Source organism: Variovorax sp. EBFNA2, assembly GCF_033802765.1.
Classification (GTDB): Bacteria; Pseudomonadota; Gammaproteobacteria; order Burkholderiales; family Burkholderiaceae_C; genus Variovorax; species Variovorax paradoxus_H.
The window spans coordinates 3,398,484-3,412,927 of the sequence record NZ_CP138496.1; the positions used below are offsets into that span (position 1 = coordinate 3,398,484).

General features: G+C 67.1%; 14 protein-coding genes. 6 read left to right on the top strand and 8 right to left on the bottom strand.

Annotated elements, in window-relative coordinates; genetic code table 11:
- Positions 1-77: 77 nt before the first annotated feature.
- The 3 genes from RZE79_RS15890 to RZE79_RS15900 form a co-directional block, all read right to left on the bottom strand.
- Positions 78-821: a fimbria/pilus periplasmic chaperone gene (locus RZE79_RS15890; protein WP_319355361.1), complete on the bottom strand. Its 744-nt coding sequence runs from the start codon at positions 819-821 to the stop codon at positions 78-80.
- Positions 822-987: 166 nt separating this feature from the next.
- Positions 988-1,527: a fimbrial protein gene (locus tag RZE79_RS15895; protein ID WP_319355362.1), complete on the bottom strand. Its 540-nt coding sequence runs from the start codon at positions 1,525-1,527 to the stop codon at positions 988-990.
- Positions 1,528-1,745: 218 nt separating this feature from the next.
- Complete coding sequence (locus RZE79_RS15900; RefSeq protein ID WP_319355363.1) at positions 1,746-2,297, bottom strand: fimbrial protein; 552 nt, start codon at positions 2,295-2,297, stop codon at positions 1,746-1,748.
- A gap of 254 nt (positions 2,298-2,551) precedes the next feature.
- On the opposite strand from RZE79_RS15900, the gene RZE79_RS15905 reads away from it, so the two are divergent.
- Positions 2,552-5,596 carry an ATP-binding protein gene (locus tag RZE79_RS15905; RefSeq protein WP_319355364.1) on the top strand — a complete coding sequence of 1,015 codons (3,045 nt, stop codon included), beginning with the start codon at positions 2,552-2,554 and terminating at the stop codon, positions 5,594-5,596.
- A gap of 18 nt (positions 5,597-5,614) precedes the next feature.
- Here RZE79_RS15905 and RZE79_RS15910 read toward each other — a convergent pair whose 3' ends face one another.
- Positions 5,615-6,838, bottom strand: a complete 1,224-nt coding sequence (locus RZE79_RS15910; RefSeq protein ID WP_319355365.1) for an EAL domain-containing protein — start codon at positions 6,836-6,838, stop codon at positions 5,615-5,617.
- A 220-nt stretch (positions 6,839-7,058) separates the two neighbouring features.
- Between RZE79_RS15910 and RZE79_RS15915 the strand changes: the two genes are divergently transcribed.
- Positions 7,059-7,424, top strand: coding sequence for a hypothetical protein (locus RZE79_RS15915; RefSeq protein WP_153284163.1), 366 nt, complete (start codon positions 7,059-7,061; stop codon positions 7,422-7,424).
- A gap of 104 nt (positions 7,425-7,528) precedes the next feature.
- The gene (locus tag RZE79_RS15920) at positions 7,529-7,918 is read left to right on the top strand and encodes a response regulator (RefSeq protein WP_153284162.1); all 390 of its coding nucleotides are present in this window, start codon (positions 7,529-7,531) and stop codon (positions 7,916-7,918) included.
- Between the two features lie 96 nt (positions 7,919-8,014).
- Here the strand turns inward: RZE79_RS15920 and RZE79_RS15925 are convergent, their stop codons facing one another.
- The 4 genes from RZE79_RS15925 to RZE79_RS15940 all read right to left on the bottom strand — a co-directional run bounded on the left by RZE79_RS15925 (position 8,015) and on the right by RZE79_RS15940 (position 11,784).
- On the bottom strand, positions 8,015-9,223 hold the full coding sequence (locus RZE79_RS15925) for a branched-chain amino acid ABC transporter substrate-binding protein (RefSeq protein ID WP_153284161.1): 1,209 nt from the start codon (positions 9,221-9,223) through the stop codon (positions 8,015-8,017).
- A 136-nt stretch (positions 9,224-9,359) separates the two neighbouring features.
- Positions 9,360-9,788 (bottom strand): hypothetical protein, encoded by a 429-nt coding sequence (locus RZE79_RS15930; protein WP_319355366.1) that lies wholly within the window; start codon positions 9,786-9,788, stop codon positions 9,360-9,362.
- Complete coding sequence (locus RZE79_RS15935; protein WP_101491699.1) at positions 9,788-10,231, bottom strand: DNA polymerase III subunit chi; 444 nt, start codon at positions 10,229-10,231, stop codon at positions 9,788-9,790. The genes RZE79_RS15930 and RZE79_RS15935 overlap by 1 nt, the downstream gene beginning before the upstream one ends.
- Positions 10,228-11,784, bottom strand: a complete 1,557-nt coding sequence (locus tag RZE79_RS15940) for a leucyl aminopeptidase (protein ID WP_319355367.1) — start codon at positions 11,782-11,784, stop codon at positions 10,228-10,230. Before RZE79_RS15940 ends, RZE79_RS15935 begins: the two co-directional genes overlap by 4 nt.
- Positions 11,785-11,805: 21 nt before the next feature.
- Between RZE79_RS15940 and lptF the strand changes: the two genes are divergently transcribed.
- Genes lptF through RZE79_RS15955 form a run of 3 tightly spaced genes read left to right on the top strand, consistent with a single transcriptional unit; the run spans position 11,806 to position 14,419 of the window.
- On the top strand, positions 11,806-12,945 hold the full coding sequence (lptF, locus tag RZE79_RS15945; protein WP_319355368.1) for an LPS export ABC transporter permease LptF: 1,140 nt from the start codon (positions 11,806-11,808) through the stop codon (positions 12,943-12,945).
- Complete coding sequence (lptG, locus tag RZE79_RS15950) at positions 12,942-14,048, top strand: LPS export ABC transporter permease LptG (protein ID WP_153284157.1); 1,107 nt, start codon at positions 12,942-12,944, stop codon at positions 14,046-14,048. The genes lptF and lptG overlap by 4 nt, the downstream gene beginning before the upstream one ends.
- The gene (locus RZE79_RS15955) at positions 14,045-14,419 is read left to right on the top strand and encodes a CbiX/SirB N-terminal domain-containing protein (protein ID WP_319355369.1); all 375 of its coding nucleotides are present in this window, start codon (positions 14,045-14,047) and stop codon (positions 14,417-14,419) included. The genes lptG and RZE79_RS15955 overlap by 4 nt, the downstream gene beginning before the upstream one ends.
- The last annotated feature ends 25 nt before the right edge of the window (positions 14,420-14,444 follow it).

The following is a 14,444-nucleotide window of genomic DNA, read 5'->3' on the forward strand; positions in this document are numbered from 1 at the left end:
GGCTTCCGAAAATGGCGTGTGGATGAAGAGGGGTGGAAAGGCAGACCCGGCGAGGGCCCACGAACCGGCGGCCCCTCCTAGCGCACGGGCCGCTGGCCCTTCACGGGACCACCGAAGTCGTTGATGGCGGAGTAGTCGATGCGGGCATCGCCCACGGGCCGTTCGTTCAGGCCGCCGAGCGGGAACAGCTGCGACCCCAGCGGCGGCACATAGCCCGCGCCGGCGTCGAAGCGCTTGCCGCCGACGACCAGTTCGAGCTCGCCCAGGTTCACGTGGTACGGCGTGGGGTTGCTGGCGCGCAGCGCATAGCCCTTGCCTGCTTCGGTGGGAACCACTTCCCAGCTCACCTGGGCGGGCGCTTCTTCCGAGCTGCCCGGCAGGCCCTGGGGGCGGAACATCAGCTTGATGCGCGAGCGGAACGCCAGCTGGAGCTGGTTGGACGCGTCGCTCTTGGGCGGCACCTCGAGCACGTTGAGCCAGAACAGCGATTCGCGGTCCTGGGCCAGCGGCTCCTTGGTGTAGATGATCCGCAGGGTCTGGCCCTTGTCGGGATCGAGTCGGAACACGGCGGGCGTCAGCGTGAACGGCACGTCGAGCTTCTCGGGCGCGACGCTGGGGTCGCCCTCGTCGAACCAGGCCTGCACGAGGCCGGGCTGCTTGCCGGTGTTCTTGACCTTGAGCGTGACCTCGCGCTCCTGCCCCGGGAAGATGACCCGCGTGCCTTCGATGATGACGCTGGCGTGTGCGACGTTGGCGAGGTTGGCGCCAAGGCCTGCGCCGATGGCAGCCAGGATGCACAGCTTGCGGAACATCTTCTTCATGGTCTTCTTCCTTCCGGGGGTGATGGGTGGGGTGTGGGGTGTGGGGTGGATCTGCGGAATGCCCGCTCCTGCCAAACCGTCTCTCGGGGGCACCTGAAACGGCTTGAAAGGCCTGCGAGTTCGGCCCGGCCGCCCTTGCGGGACGGCCTGGATGAATGGAAAGGGCTTACTCGTAGGTGATCGAGTACATGACGCGCGACTTGACGGCACCGGCGGTGGCTGCGCCGTTCGAGTAGTACTCGACGTAGTACTTCAGGTCGGCATTGCCGGAAGCCGGGACGTCCACGAGGTTCGTGTTCTGCGTGCCTTCGGCAGCGCCGGCCTTCACGGGCTGGAAACCGTCGTTGAGCAGCTGCAGTTCGACGTTGGCGGCGTTGCCGGCGCCAGCGTCCGCCGTCAGGCGACCGGCGCCATTGGTGGTCAGGCCCGATTCGAAATGCGCGCGAACCTTGGTGTCCGGCGTGCAACCGGTCAGCGTGATCGGCACGGGCACGCGGCCGGCGACTTCACCTGCGTTGAGCAGCGTCTTGGTCGAGACCGGCGGCAGGCTGACCGTGAAGCTGGGCGCACCGCCGTTGATGACGCACGAGCTGGACACGACGCTGCCCGAAAAGTCGATCTGGCCGTCAGCGGCATGAGCGGCGGGCGCCAGGGCGAGCAGACCGAGGGAAGCTGCGGCGGCGATGGAAAGGAGGTTCTTTTGCATGGTAGTACTCAAAAAATAAAAGGTGAATTGAAAAACACTCTTCGAAGCTGCCATTCCGCTTTTCGCGTCAGACACAAGGTGTTCCGAATGAGTGAATGAAGTTTATTGGCCTATCAGAGATTTCTTAATCAGCCAATGCCTAAAAGAATAGCGCTTCGCATAGGACGAATCCGATAAACCAAAGACTTTGGAAATCGGCCATTCGCTGGTCGAAAGGCTTATTCGTAGGAGATCGAATACATGACGCGCGACTTCACCACGCCGGCCGTGGCCGCACCGGTGGAGAAGTACTCGACGTAGTACTGCAGGTCGGCCGCGCCCGTGCCCGACACCGGAATGAAACTGGTGTTCTGCGCGCCCGGGGCAGCACCGGCAACCACCGGGGTGAAGCCGTCGTTCAACAGCTGCAGGTCGACGTTGGCGGCGCCGCCGGCATCCACGGCCAGACGGCCGATGCTCTTGGTGGTCAGGCCCGAATCGAAATGCGCGCGCACCTTGCTGCCCGCGGTGCAATTGGTCAACGTGATCGGCACGGGCACGCGCCCCGCCGTCTTGCCTGCTTCGCCCAGCGACTGGGTGGAGACCGGCGGCAGGGTGATCGTGAAGTTGGGCGCGCCGCCGTTGACGGTGCACGAGCTCGACACGACGCTGCCTGAGAAGTCGATCTGGCCGTCGGCGGCGTGGGCGGCGGGCGCCAGGACGAGCATGCCGATACCGAAGCCGACACCGAAGGCGGCGACGGTCGCGAGCGAAAGGAAGTTCTTTTTCATGGGGAGTCTCGAGAAATGAAAGGTGAATAAAAAATGCCCACCGCAGCCGTCATTGCGATTTCAATTCGTGATGCAAGCGGTTTCGAGTGAACAAATCCAGTTTATTCAATACACCTGTGCTTCCCCATAGGCCCGGGACTAAAACGCGGCCTCGAACATAGGACCCGTCCTATAAACAAAAGGGTGTCGAGAAATAAATAGAAACCCAGCGCAATTCGACCTACCATTCGAGTCGCCTGCTTTTTCCTATTCACATGTTTCCGCTGCCCTTTTCCAGCAACGCCGGTTCGACGTCCGCCCGGCAGGCGCACGAGCTGAATCTGCTGCGCCGCTACCAGCACGCGCTGCTCTTCGGCGGCGGCGCGCTGCTGTCGCTGCTCATCGTGCTGGCCGCCGGCCTCGTGCTGTACAACGCCGCCAGCAACGCGTTCGCGAACCTGCGGACCACGCTGGCCACGCACAGCGCGCTGATGCAACTCGACATCGAGGAAAAGCAGGCGGCCATGCGCCGTGGCGTGGTGAACGCCGAGCTGCTCTGGAACAACCATGCGCCGCCGGGTGCGGGCACCCTGGAGGCTTTCGTGCGCGACGGCGGGCAGGTGACCCTGCAAGCCGGGGCGCACCTGACACCGGCCATCGCCGCCGTCGACCCCGCACGCACCCAGGACCTGCACGAATTCGCGCCGTACCTGGGCATGCTCGAAATGCAGGCCTACAGCGTCACCGCCGTCGCGCAGCTGCGCAATTCGCCGCTCGGCGCCTACGGCTACTCGCCCGACCACCGCCTGCTCACGCTGATGCCCGCGCCCGAAGGCGGCCTCGCGGGCGTGCTGGCCCGCACCGGCCTGCCCGACACCGCCACGCTCATCGAAAGCCTGAGCTTCGACCTCGGCGACATCGCCCACGACCCGGCGTTGGCCGACCTGTGGCGCACGCAGCGGCGCGTGGCCTGGCAACCGCCGGCGCCCGATCTGCTGATGCCCGACGACGCCCCGTTCAAGCTCGTGCAGCCCGGCTTCGACGCGCAGGGCAAGCCCTTCATGGTGTTCGTGAGCAACCTGCCGTCGAGCGTGCTGGCCAGCCGCCTGCGCCACACGCCGGAAGACACGGCCGCCATGCTGGTCGATCGCCAGGGCCGCGTGCTGCTCTCGGCCGACCACACGGGCGCCGCCATCGACGGGCCCGCGCTGATGGAAACCGCACTGGCGCACAGCCTGCGCAAGGCCAGCCCCGCCCTGCCCCGCGAAACCTACCGCGCGGGCGTGTTCAGCCTGTCGACGCCGCTGAACGGCACCGACTGGTCGATGGTGTACGCCTACTCGTGGCGCACGGTCTTCCATACCCTGCAGCCGCAGTTGCTGCGCTACGGCATCGCCACCCTCGTGGTGCTCGGCGCGCTCTGGGGCCTGCTGCTGCTGTTCAAGCGCAAGCTGCTGGAACCCGCGTACCGCCGCTCGCAGCGGGTATTCGAGAGCGAGCAACTCAACCGCGCGATCATCGACACCTCGTCGTTCGGGGTCTGCCTGATCGCGCTCGACAACGAGCGCGTGCTGCTGCAGAACGCCATGATGCAGGCGTACACGGCAGCCGCCGCCTCGCCCGACCCGTTGCACCAGCAGATGGTTGCGCTCTTTCGGGCGCGGGCCCGCGATCGCACGCTGCATGACGCGGACATGCGCCTCGCACTGAAAAACGGCCAGGCCTGCGACCTGCTGTTGCAATGCACCCTCGTGCGCTACCAGGGCACCGACGCCCTGCTCTGCGGTTTCTCCGATGCCACCGAGCGCAAGGAACTCGAGAAGAAGCGCGAGGAGGCCCGCGAGGCGGCCGAGGCTGCCAATCGCGCCAAGTCGGTGTTCATCGCCACCATGAGCCACGAGATCCGCACACCGCTGAACGCGGTGCTGGGCAACCTCGAACTGCTCGGCCAGAACGCACGGCCCGAGGTGCAGGCGCGCCGCCTGCAGTCGGTGCGCCAGGCCTCGCGCACGCTGCTGGACATCGTGAACAACATCCTCGACCTGTCGAAGATGGAGTCGGGCCACCTGACGCTCGAAACCGTGCGCGTGGCGCTGCCCGACATCGCGCGCGCCAGCGTGGAAATGTTCGAGCCGTCGGCGCATGCCAAGGGGCTGCGGCTGGACTGCGTGGTGCACCCGGGCCTGGCGGCCGGCTACGAAGGCGACCCGACACGCATCCGCCAGATCGTCGTCAACCTGCTGAGCAACGCGATCAAGTTCACGACGACCGGCTCGGTGACGCTCGAGGTCGGCCCGCGGTCGGCGGGGCAAGCCTCGCCGGTCATGATCCGCGTGAGCGACACCGGCATGGGCGTGCCGGCCGAGCAGATTCCCCACCTGTTCGAGATCTACATGCAAGCCTCGGCCTCGACCGCGCGCGAGTTCGGCGGCTCGGGGCTGGGGCTGTCGATCTGCCAGCGGCTGACGCACAAGATGGGCGGCACGATCACCGTCAGCAGCCAGCCCGGCGCGGGCTCGTGCTTCACGGTGGAAGTGCCGCTGGTGCCGCTGGCCGACAACGTTGCCGCCGCACCGGAACCCAGGCCCGTCGCGTCCCTGCCCCCACGACCCGTGCGCCTGCTGGTCGTGGACGACCATCCGGCCAACCGCGCGCTCATCGGCGACCAACTGGGTGCGCTGGGCTTCGATGCCGACGTGGCGCCGGACGGCGAGGCCGCGCTGGCCCTGCTCGCCACGCAGCGCTACGACCTGGTGCTGACCGACCTGAACATGCCCCGCATGGACGGCTACACGCTGGCGCGGCGGCTGCGCGAGCGCATGCCATCGATGCCGCTCATCGCCATCACGGCGCACCTCGAGCAGGAGGGCTACCAGCAATGCTCGCTGGCGGGCTTTGCGGGCGTGCTGCTCAAGCCGGTGCTGCTGCCGGCGCTGGAACAGGCCATCCTCAAGACGCTGGGTGCGGCCTCGTCGCCCCTGACGGCCCCGGCCCCGGTCGCCCCCGCGGACAGCACGCCGTACACGCCGAACACGCAGAACACACCGCTCGACGCGCACCTGCACGAGGCGATGGTCTCGTCGCTGGTGTCATCCGCCGGGCAGGTCCGCCAGGCGCTGGAAACAGGCGACCGGCGCGTCATCGGCGACCAGCTGCATGCGGTGCGGGGCGCCTTCGCCATGATCGGCGAGCCGGCCATCGCCGCGATGTGCGCCCGGCTCAGCGCTTCGGCGAAGCGCGAGGAGATGGCCGTGCTCGCCCCTCGCTGGGTCGAACTGCAAGCGGCCGCCGAAGCGGCACTGGCACGGCGCGCGGCCTGAGCGCGCCCGGCTCGAAGCTCAACCGGTGACGGCCTGGCGCCGCGCCGCGTAGCGCAGCAACGCCGCGTACTGCACGAAGGCCTGCTCGGGCATCGCGTCGGCGTGCTGCGCACCCTGCGTGAAGTGGCAGCCGAGGCTGCGGGCCAGCGCGAGATCCTGTTCACCGTCGACGCCCTTCACCAGCAGCGTCGCGTCCTGCTCGCGGGCCATCGCGATGATGCTGGCGAGGATGTGGCGTGCATGCGGGTTCTCGCGCGCCTGCAGCAGCTGGCGCGCGCCGATCTGCAGTTCGCTGAACGGCACCTTGAACCAGCGGCTCAGGGTCGAATCGCCCAGGCCGAAGCGATCGATGGCGCAATGGAAGCCGCGCAGCCGCAGGTGCGCGACCGCACCGGCCAGCACGTCGTTGCAGCGCGCGCCGCCGTCTTCGGCGATCTCCAGCACGAGCCGGTCGGCGGCAATGCCGGCGCGCTCGGCCTGGTCTGCCACGCCCTGCGCCCAGGCGACCGAGGCCGCGACCGACGCAGGCACGCGCACGCCCAGACGCACGCCGTGGTCCTTGTGCATGTAGCCGAGCAACTCGAAGGCGCAGTCCAGCATGCGTTGCACCAGCGCTTCGCACAGGCCGGCGTGCGCCACGGCGGGCAGGAAATCGGCGGCGGGCAGCCAGGTGTCGTCGGGCCGGTACCAGCAGGGCTGCAGCTCGGCGCCGTGCAGCACGCCGGTGCGCGTGCAATGCCGGGGCTGGAAGTGGGCGGCGATCTGGCGCGTGGCCAGTGCTTCGCGCAGGACCTCCGCGGTGAAATCCGGTGCGCCCGTCGTTGACAGCGTGACGCCGTCCCTCGGCGGCGCGCGGTGGCGCCGTCCGCGCGCCATCGCCTGCGCCGCCGTGGCCATCGTTCGCATGGTGCACGGCTTGGCGATGGCCGAGAGCACGCGCGCCCCGCGGGCCCGGGCGTAGTCTTGCGCCGCCTGCAGGATGCGCGTCGGCTGGGCGCTCATGAGCACCAGCGCCGCGGGGCTGCCGGACTCGACCACGGCGTCGATCATCTGCAGCCCGGTCACCTCGGGCGTGTCGATGTCCACCACCAGCAGGTCGTGGCGCCGATGCTGCACCGCCTCGACAAAGCCATGGCCGCTGCGCGTCACGTCGACGCGCGGAATGCCCGCATAGCGCATGAAGGTGGCCAGCGCGAAGCCGGTGCGTTCGACCTGGTCGATCACGAGTGCGTTTCTGATCATGGCGGGCTGGGAGTGGAAGAGGATGTGTTGCATCTTCCCGGGCACGGCAAGAATCCCCCATCGGCCCCGTCCGAAAGTCGCGGCCCGTTCCATAGGACTGCGGCTGAACCCTGTTGCCGCGCAACAACTGTTGCCAATCCTGAGCGAGTTCGCATCTGGCGGTACGATGCGCGGCATCGACCCCGACATTCCCCCCTCACCTGCCGCAAAAGGAGCCTCGATGGCCGGACCTTCCCCCACCTTGCCGCGCGGCACCACCCCGCTGGACAAGACCCTGAAAAAGAGCGAGCAGGTGGCCGCAGACGTGCAAAGCGCCTCCGACGACCTGGCCGTCGTGAGCACCGTGCTCGAGCAGGAACTGCCGGACGACGTCCAGGTCGGCGAGGTGGCGCAGGCCATCGAGCACACCAGCCAGCTCGAGGAAAAGCTGGCCCAGTCGGCCGAGAAGCTGGCCGAGGTGAATGCGGCGCTGAGCGAGGAAATCGAGAAGCGCATCGAAGCGACCGCCGAGCGCAACGAGAGCCAGGCGCTGGCCGAGCAGCTCAAGGCCCGCCTGCGCGCCCAGGAGCCGTCGGGCAAGCACTGACCGGCGTTGTTTCCGGCACGGTTTCCGTGCGTCGTTCTCCCTTCTCCTACGCAAAGACCGCTTGCGCCACGCTACGCTATTGATTCACAGATCAAAAACGCGGCATGGCCCTCATCACGTTCCTCGTCGAGGACAACAAGACCATCAGGGACAACCTGGTCCCAGCCCTCGAGGACCTCGTCAACGGCCATGTCGTCGGCTATGCCGAAACCGAATCGGGCGCCCTCGCCTGGCTCGCCGCCCATCCTGACGCTTGGCAGCTGCTGATCGTCGACCTGTTCCTGAAAGAAGGCTCCGGCCTCGGCGTGCTGTCGGGCTGCCGTGAGCGGCGCCCGCACCAGCGCGTGGTGGTGCTGAGCAACTACGTCACCTCGGACATCCGCACGCGCTGCCTGGCACTGGGCGCCGACGCGGTGTTCGACAAGTCGCGCGACCTCGACGCCTTCATCGAGTACTGCAATGCCGACCGTCCCTCGGGCATGGCCGCGCTCTGAAAACAAACGTACGCGGCGTCTGCGCGCGCCCATGAAAAAAGGGCCCGAAGGCCCTTTCTCATTGAACGACCCGAAGGGTCGTATTCAGCGATGCGATCAGCGCACCACGGCGATCTGCGTGCGCACGCCACCCTTGTAGGTGAAGAGCGTCAGGGCGCCGTTCTTGATGTCGCCCTTTTCGTCGAAGGCGATCGGGCCGGTCACGCCCTTGTATTGCACCTTGCCGACTTCAGGCAGGTACTTTTCCGGGTCGGACGAGCCGGCCTTGGCCATGGCTTCGGCCAGCACGTTGACCGCGTCGTACACGTACGGAGCGTAGATCTGCACTTCGACGCCGTTCTTGGTCTTGAACTTGGCCTTGAAGTCTTCCAGCGGCTGCTTGAAGTCGCCGTCGACACCGCCGGCTTCGGCGCAGACCACCATGTCTTCACCGATGGCGTCGCCTGCCAGCTTCGGCAGTTCGCCGGTGCACAGGCCGTCGCCGCCCATGAACTTGACGTTCAGGCCGAGTTGCTTGACCTGCTTGAGCATCGGGCCGCCCACGGCGTCCATGCCGCCGAAGAACAGCACGTCGGGCTTGGTGGCCTTCAGCTTGGTCAGGATGGCGTTGAAGTCGGTCGACTTGTCGGTGGTGAACTCGTGGCCCACGATGGTCGCGCCGGCCGCCTTGGCAGCCTTCTCGAACTCTTCGGCAACGCCCTGGCCGTAGGCCGTGCGGTCGTCGATCACGGCGATGTTCTTGCCCTTGAGCGTTTCGACGGCGTACTTGCCCAGCGTGCCGCCGAGCTGCGTGTCGTCGGCCACCACGCGGAACGTGGTCTTGAAGCCCTGGCGCGTGTACTTGGGGTTCGTGGCCGACGGCGAGACCTGCGGAATGCCGGCGTCGCTGTACAGCTTGGAAGCGGGGATGGTGGTGCCCGAGTTCAGGTGACCGACGATGCCGTTGACCTTTTCATCGACCAGCTTCTGGGCGACGGCCGTGCCTTGCTTCGGATCGCCTGCGTCGTCTTCGGGAACCAGCACGAACTTGGCAACCTTGTCGCCGATCTTCATGCCCTTGGCATTCAGGTCTTCGATGGCCATCTTGGCGCCGAGCTCGTTGTCCTTGCCGAGGTGGGCAATGGGACCGCTGGTCGGGCCGACGTGGCCGATCTTGACGATCAGGGCATCGGCAGGAGGCGCAGCAGGGGCCGGGGCCGCAGCCGTGGGTGCCGGCGTCGCCGCCGGCGCAGCAGCTTCTTCTTTCTTGCCGCAAGCCACGAGCGTGAGTGCAGCCAGTGCGACCGCAGTCCATTTCAATTGCATGAGAACCTCCAGAACTTGGATGAAAAGATATAAAAACCGGTCGTTCGATCCGGGCGTTCAGACCTCGCAAGTTTCGCGCCGCAGACCAGCGGCACCCTCACGCCATTCCGACCTGCGGCGCAGTTTAGCCGAGGATTTATGCGCCGGAAGCTGGCGTAGACCCTGTGTTTTCCCCTGTGTTTTCACAGAGTTCAGCGGCCATGGATTCGATGACGAGCGCGCGCAGCACGGCCTCGATTTCGCCGCGCAGACGCGGCACCATTTCGTCGAGCTGATGCTGAACGGCCGCCGACACGGCGTCGCTCAAACGCTCTTCGAGCGACAGGTCGACACGCTGCAGTACGCGGTGCAGCAACTGCTCTTCGAGGCTGACGATTTCAGCCGGCGTGAGCGACACCGAAGGCGGCAACGCGACAACGCTCGCAGGGTCGGGCGGCGCAGGCTGCGACACGGGTGCGCCCGTGGGCCTCGGCGTCTCGGCGACCGGCACGGGCTCGGCCGGAATTTCGAGCACGGTCGTCAGCGTCGGGACGAACCGCGGCGGCGTGCGCAGCGTGCTGGCCATCAGGAAGCGCTCCTTGCGAAATCGTGCGGCTGGATCGTGTAGCCGCGGTCGGCGTAATGGCGCCAGCGTGTGCGCCCGACCTGGCGGTCGTTGGCCTCGTCGCTCACGATGTCGATCATGCGTTCGAAGCGCTCGAAGCCGGCCGGCACTTCGAGGCCGAGGTTGACCAGCATCTCGCGGTGCGGCAGCGAAGCCGCGTCCCCGCCTTCGGCGCACAGGATGACGGGCGAACGCGCGACCACATGGGCCGGCGCATCGGCGCGGCAGTGCGCGACGAAGTCGACCGGCGACATCTGCCAGAGCGCGGCGTCGACCGTGTCGAGCGCGCGCGCATCGCCCACCACCACCACGCGCAGGCCGCGTGTGTTCACGGCCTTGCGAACGAGCCGGCAAGCGTAGGTGAGCTTGTCGGGCGCGTTGTAGTGAAAGCCGATGTCGGTCACTGCGCGGACCGGGCCTTTCGGGTCGGCTTGGCCGGGGCCTTGGGCGAAGCGACCTTCTTCACTGGCTTGGCAGCCTTCTCGGCCTTCGACGCGGCAACAGCGGCATTGCTGCTGCCCGCGCGGTTTGTCAGGTACGACACCAGCAGACCGACGGGCCGGCCGGTCGAGCCCTTGGCCGCCCCGCTCTTCCAGGCCGTGCCTGCGATGTCCAGATGCGCCCAGGCGTAGTCGGCCGTGAAGCGCTGCAAAAACTTGGCCGCGGTGATCGCGCCGCCGGCACGGCCGGCGATGTTGGCGACATCGGCGAAGTTGCTCTTGAGGCCTTCGGCGTAATCGTCGTCCAGCGGCAGGCGCCAGCAGCGGTCTTGCGAGGCTTCGCCGGCCGACTCCAGCGCGGAAGCCAGCGACTCGTCGCTTGCGAACAGGCCGCTGCGCACGCCGCCCAAAGCCACCACGCAGGCGCCCGTGAGCGTCGCGATGTCGATGACGGCAGCGGGGTCGAAGCGCTTGGCATAGCTGAGCGCGTCGCACAGGATCAGCCGGCCTTCGGCGTCGGTGTTCAGGATCTCGATGGTCTGCCCGCTCATGCTGGTGACCACGTCGCCAGGCTTGACGGCCTTGCCGTCGTTCATGTTCTCGCACGAAGGAATGAGGCCGACGACGTTGATCGCCGGCTGGATCGCGCCGAGCGCGCGGAAGGTGCCGAGCACGCTGGCGGCGCCGCACATGTCGAACTTCATTTCGTCCATCTCGGCCGCGGGCTTGAGCGAGACGCCGCCGGTGTCGAAGGTGATGCCCTTGCCCACGAGCACCACGGGTGCGTCGTCTTTCGCGCCGCCCTGGTAGCGCAGCACGATGAAGCGCAGCGGTTCGGCCGAGCCTTGGGCCACGGCAGCGAACGCGCCCATGCCGAGCTTTTCGACTTCCTTCGGGCCCAGCACTTCGCACTTGATGCGCGGCAGCTTTGCCAGCCCCTTGGCGGCTTCGGCCAGCAGCGTGGGCGTGGCGTGGTTGGCGGGACGGTTGCCCCACTCCTTGGCCAGCTCGATGCCGGCGACCGTGGCGCGGGCGTCGTCGAAGGCCTTGGTGACCGCCGCGGCGGCATCGGGCACACCCAGCGTCAGGTGGCGGATGCTGCGCGGCTCGGCCTTCGACTTGGTCGTGGTGTAGACATAACTGGCATCGGCCGCGGCGGTGACGGCCGCAGCGACGGCAGCGGCATCGGCCGGCTGGGCGAAGACGATCACGACGCGCTTGGGGCCGTTGGCCTTGGCTGCGGCGACCGCCGCGCTCACGGCGCTGCGCACCGAAGCGGCCTTGCCGTCGCCGATGGCGGCGAGCAGCACGCGCGACGGCACCACGGCCTCGGGGCGGTACAGCGCGAGCAGCTTGCCGGCCTTGTCGGGCAGGTCACCGGCCTTGCGGGCGCTGGCGGCGAGCACGGAAACGGGGTCTTTGGCGATGGGGAGAGCGCTGCCGACCAGCACGATGAGGAGGTCGGATTTCTCGGCGGCGGCCTGGGCGACGGTGAGGGTCTTGAGTTGAAAGTCCATAATCCTTTTTTTCCTCGAACGATGTTATTCCATTCTTCCCTACGCAAGGAGCTGTCGCGCAGCTTCGGAGCGACCCTCGTCGTCCTGGTCACCATCGTGATGACCATGATGCTCATCCGTACGCTCGGGCTGGCGTCCAAGGGCAGCGTGAACCCACAGGAGGTGTTCCTCGTGATGGCGTACACGGTGCTCGGCTACATGCCGACCATCCTGAGCCTGAGCCTGTTCATCGCCATCGTCGGCACGCTCTCGCGCATGTACCGCGACAGCGAAATGGTGATCTGGTTCTCCAGCGGGCGCGGCCTGGCCGATTTCGTCCAGCCGCTGTTCCGCTTTGCCTGGCCGGTGCTGCTGCTCATTGCGGCCATGGCGCTGGTGGGCTGGCCCTGGGCCAACTCGCAGACCATCGGCATGCGCCAGCAGTACGAGCAGCGCAGCGACATCGAGCGCGTCACGCCGGGTGAGTTCCGCGAGTCCTCGGGCCGGCTGCGCGTGTTCTTCATCGACAAGGACACGCCCGACGGCGCCACCGCCACCAACGTGTTCATCTGGGCCGTCGAGCGCGGGCTGCAGATCACCACGTCGGCGCGCAGCGGGCGCATCGAGGATGTCGGCACGCAGCGCTACCTGATGCTGAGCAACGGCCAGCGCCTCGAACGCCCCCTGTTCACGGAGTCGGGCCTGAAGATCAGTGAGTTCAAGACCTACGGCACACGTGCTGGCGGCAGTGCCGCGACCACCACCGACAACACGCCCACGCGCGCCCGCTCCACCCTTTCGCTGCTGCGCGACCGCAGCGACGCCAACTCGGGCGAACTGGGCTGGCGCTTCGGCATGCTGTTGGCCGCCATCAACTTCGTGCTGCTGGCACTGACCGTGTCCAGCGTCAACCCGCGCGTGGGACGCAGCGGCAACCTGGTGTTCGCGCTGTTCGCCTTCGTCGTCTACTACAACCTGCTGAACCTCGGCCAGAGCTGGGTCAGTTCCGGGCGCTACGGCATGGGCTCGTTCATGTTGCTGCTGCACGGCGGCGTCTTCGTGTTCGCCACGGCCTGGCTCACGCTGCGCAACAACAACTGGACCCGTCGCAGCAAGTCCCCGCGCGTGATCGCCGGCGGCCTGCCGACCGCGCCGCCTTCCAAGATCGAGCCCTCTGCGTGAAAACCATCCGCCAACTGATCTACGTCGAGGCGCTGAAGGCCGTGGCCTTCGTGACGCTCGGCTTTTTGAGCCTGTTTTTCTTCTTCGACTTCGTCGACGAGTTGCAGTCCGTGGGCAAGCCCGAAAGCCTGGCCTACGGCCCGGTGCAGGCGCTGATGTACGTGCTGCTGCTGGTGCCCAGCCACCTCTACGAGCTGCTGCCGATCACGGTGCTGATCGGCTGCATCTTCGTGATGGCGCGCCTGGCGCAAAGCTCCGAATACACGATCCTGCGCACCAGCGGCCTGGGGCCGTGGCGCGCGCTGCGCACGCTGCTGCTGCTGGGGCTGGGCTTCGTGGTGCTCACCTTTGCCATCGGCGACTACATCGCGCCGCTGTCGGGACGCACCGGCCAGCTGCTGAAGTCGCGCTACCAGGGCACGTTCTCGCTGGTGGGCAACACCGGGGCCTGGCTCAAGGAAAAGCGCGGCGACACGTCGTATGCGGTCAACGTGCTGTCGATCTCGCGTGGTGGCTCGCTCACGACCACCCGCATCTTCGAATTCGATGCCGACGGCTATGTGAGCAAGCAACTGGTGGCCCGGTCGGCGAACATCCTCGACGACAAATGGACGCTCTCCGACGTCGAGCAGCAGGACTACCAGACGCGCAACACCGAGAAGGCCCGCATCGTCACCACCCAGATCCCGAAGATGGACTGGCCCACCTCGCTCACCGCCGAAATGGTGTCGGTCGCGCTACTGCGGCCCGACCGCATGAGCACCATCGACCTGTTCGACTACATCCGGCACCTGAACGCCAACGGCCAGACCGCCCAACGCTACGAGATCGAGTTCTGGCGCAAGGTGTTCTACCCGCTCTCGTGCCTGGTGATGGTCGTGCTCGCCCTGCCCTTCGCCTACCTGCACTTCCGCCAGGCCGGCATCACGACCTACGTGTTCGGCGGCGTGATGATCGGCATCAGCTTCTTCCTGCTGAACAACGTGTTCGGCTATCTGGGCAACCTCAGCAACTGGTCGCCCTGGCTCACGGCGGCGGCGCCAGGGCTCATCTATTCGGTGCTCTCGCTCACAGCCTTCAGCTGGCTGGTTCTCAGGCGATGACGACCACGCAGGTGCCGGGCACGGTGCTGCTCGCGCACGGCTCGCGCGACGCGCGCTGGCGCGAGCCCATCGAGGCCGTTGCAGCCCGCATGCGCGAAGACGACCCCGCCGTGCGCGTGCTGTGTGCCTACATGGAACTGGCCGCGCCCGACCTGCCGACCGCCGCCGCCGCGCTGATTGCCGACGGGGCCACCGCAGTCCATGTGGTGCCGCTGTTCCTCGGCATGGGCAAGCACGCCCGCGAAGACCTTCCGCTGCAGCTCGACGCGCTGCGCGAGCGTTGGCCCAAGGTCGCGTTCTCGCTCGCCCCGATCGTCGGCGAATCGCCTGAACTGGTCGCCTTGCTGGCCCGGCTTGCCATCAAATCCTGAAGTCCCGGTCATTTTTATAGACTTC

Excerpts from the sequence above, each read along its gene's own strand:
- RZE79_RS15890 (WP_319355361.1), bottom strand. The coding sequence starts at position 821 with ATGAAGAAGATGTTCCGCAAGCTGTGCATCCTGGCTGCCATCGGCGCA.
- RZE79_RS15895 (WP_319355362.1), bottom strand. The coding sequence starts at position 1,527 with ATGCAAAAGAACCTCCTTTCCATCGCCGCCGCAGCTTCCCTCGGTCTG.
- RZE79_RS15900 (WP_319355363.1), bottom strand. The coding sequence starts at position 2,297 with ATGAAAAAGAACTTCCTTTCGCTCGCGACCGTCGCCGCCTTCGGTGTC.
- RZE79_RS15905 (WP_319355364.1), top strand. The coding sequence starts at position 2,552 with ATGTTTCCGCTGCCCTTTTCCAGCAACGCCGGTTCGACGTCCGCCCGG.
- RZE79_RS15910 (WP_319355365.1), bottom strand. The coding sequence starts at position 6,838 with ATGATCAGAAACGCACTCGTGATCGACCAGGTCGAACGCACCGGCTTC.
- RZE79_RS15915 (WP_153284163.1), top strand. The coding sequence starts at position 7,059 with ATGGCCGGACCTTCCCCCACCTTGCCGCGCGGCACCACCCCGCTGGAC.
- RZE79_RS15920 (WP_153284162.1), top strand. The coding sequence starts at position 7,529 with ATGGCCCTCATCACGTTCCTCGTCGAGGACAACAAGACCATCAGGGAC.
- RZE79_RS15925 (WP_153284161.1), bottom strand. The coding sequence starts at position 9,223 with ATGCAATTGAAATGGACTGCGGTCGCACTGGCTGCACTCACGCTCGTG.
- RZE79_RS15930 (WP_319355366.1), bottom strand. The coding sequence starts at position 9,788 with ATGGCCAGCACGCTGCGCACGCCGCCGCGGTTCGTCCCGACGCTGACG.
- RZE79_RS15940 (WP_319355367.1), bottom strand. The coding sequence starts at position 11,784 with ATGGACTTTCAACTCAAGACCCTCACCGTCGCCCAGGCCGCCGCCGAG.
- lptF (WP_319355368.1), top strand. The coding sequence starts at position 11,806 with ATGTTATTCCATTCTTCCCTACGCAAGGAGCTGTCGCGCAGCTTCGGA.
- RZE79_RS15955 (WP_319355369.1), top strand. The coding sequence starts at position 14,045 with ATGACGACCACGCAGGTGCCGGGCACGGTGCTGCTCGCGCACGGCTCG.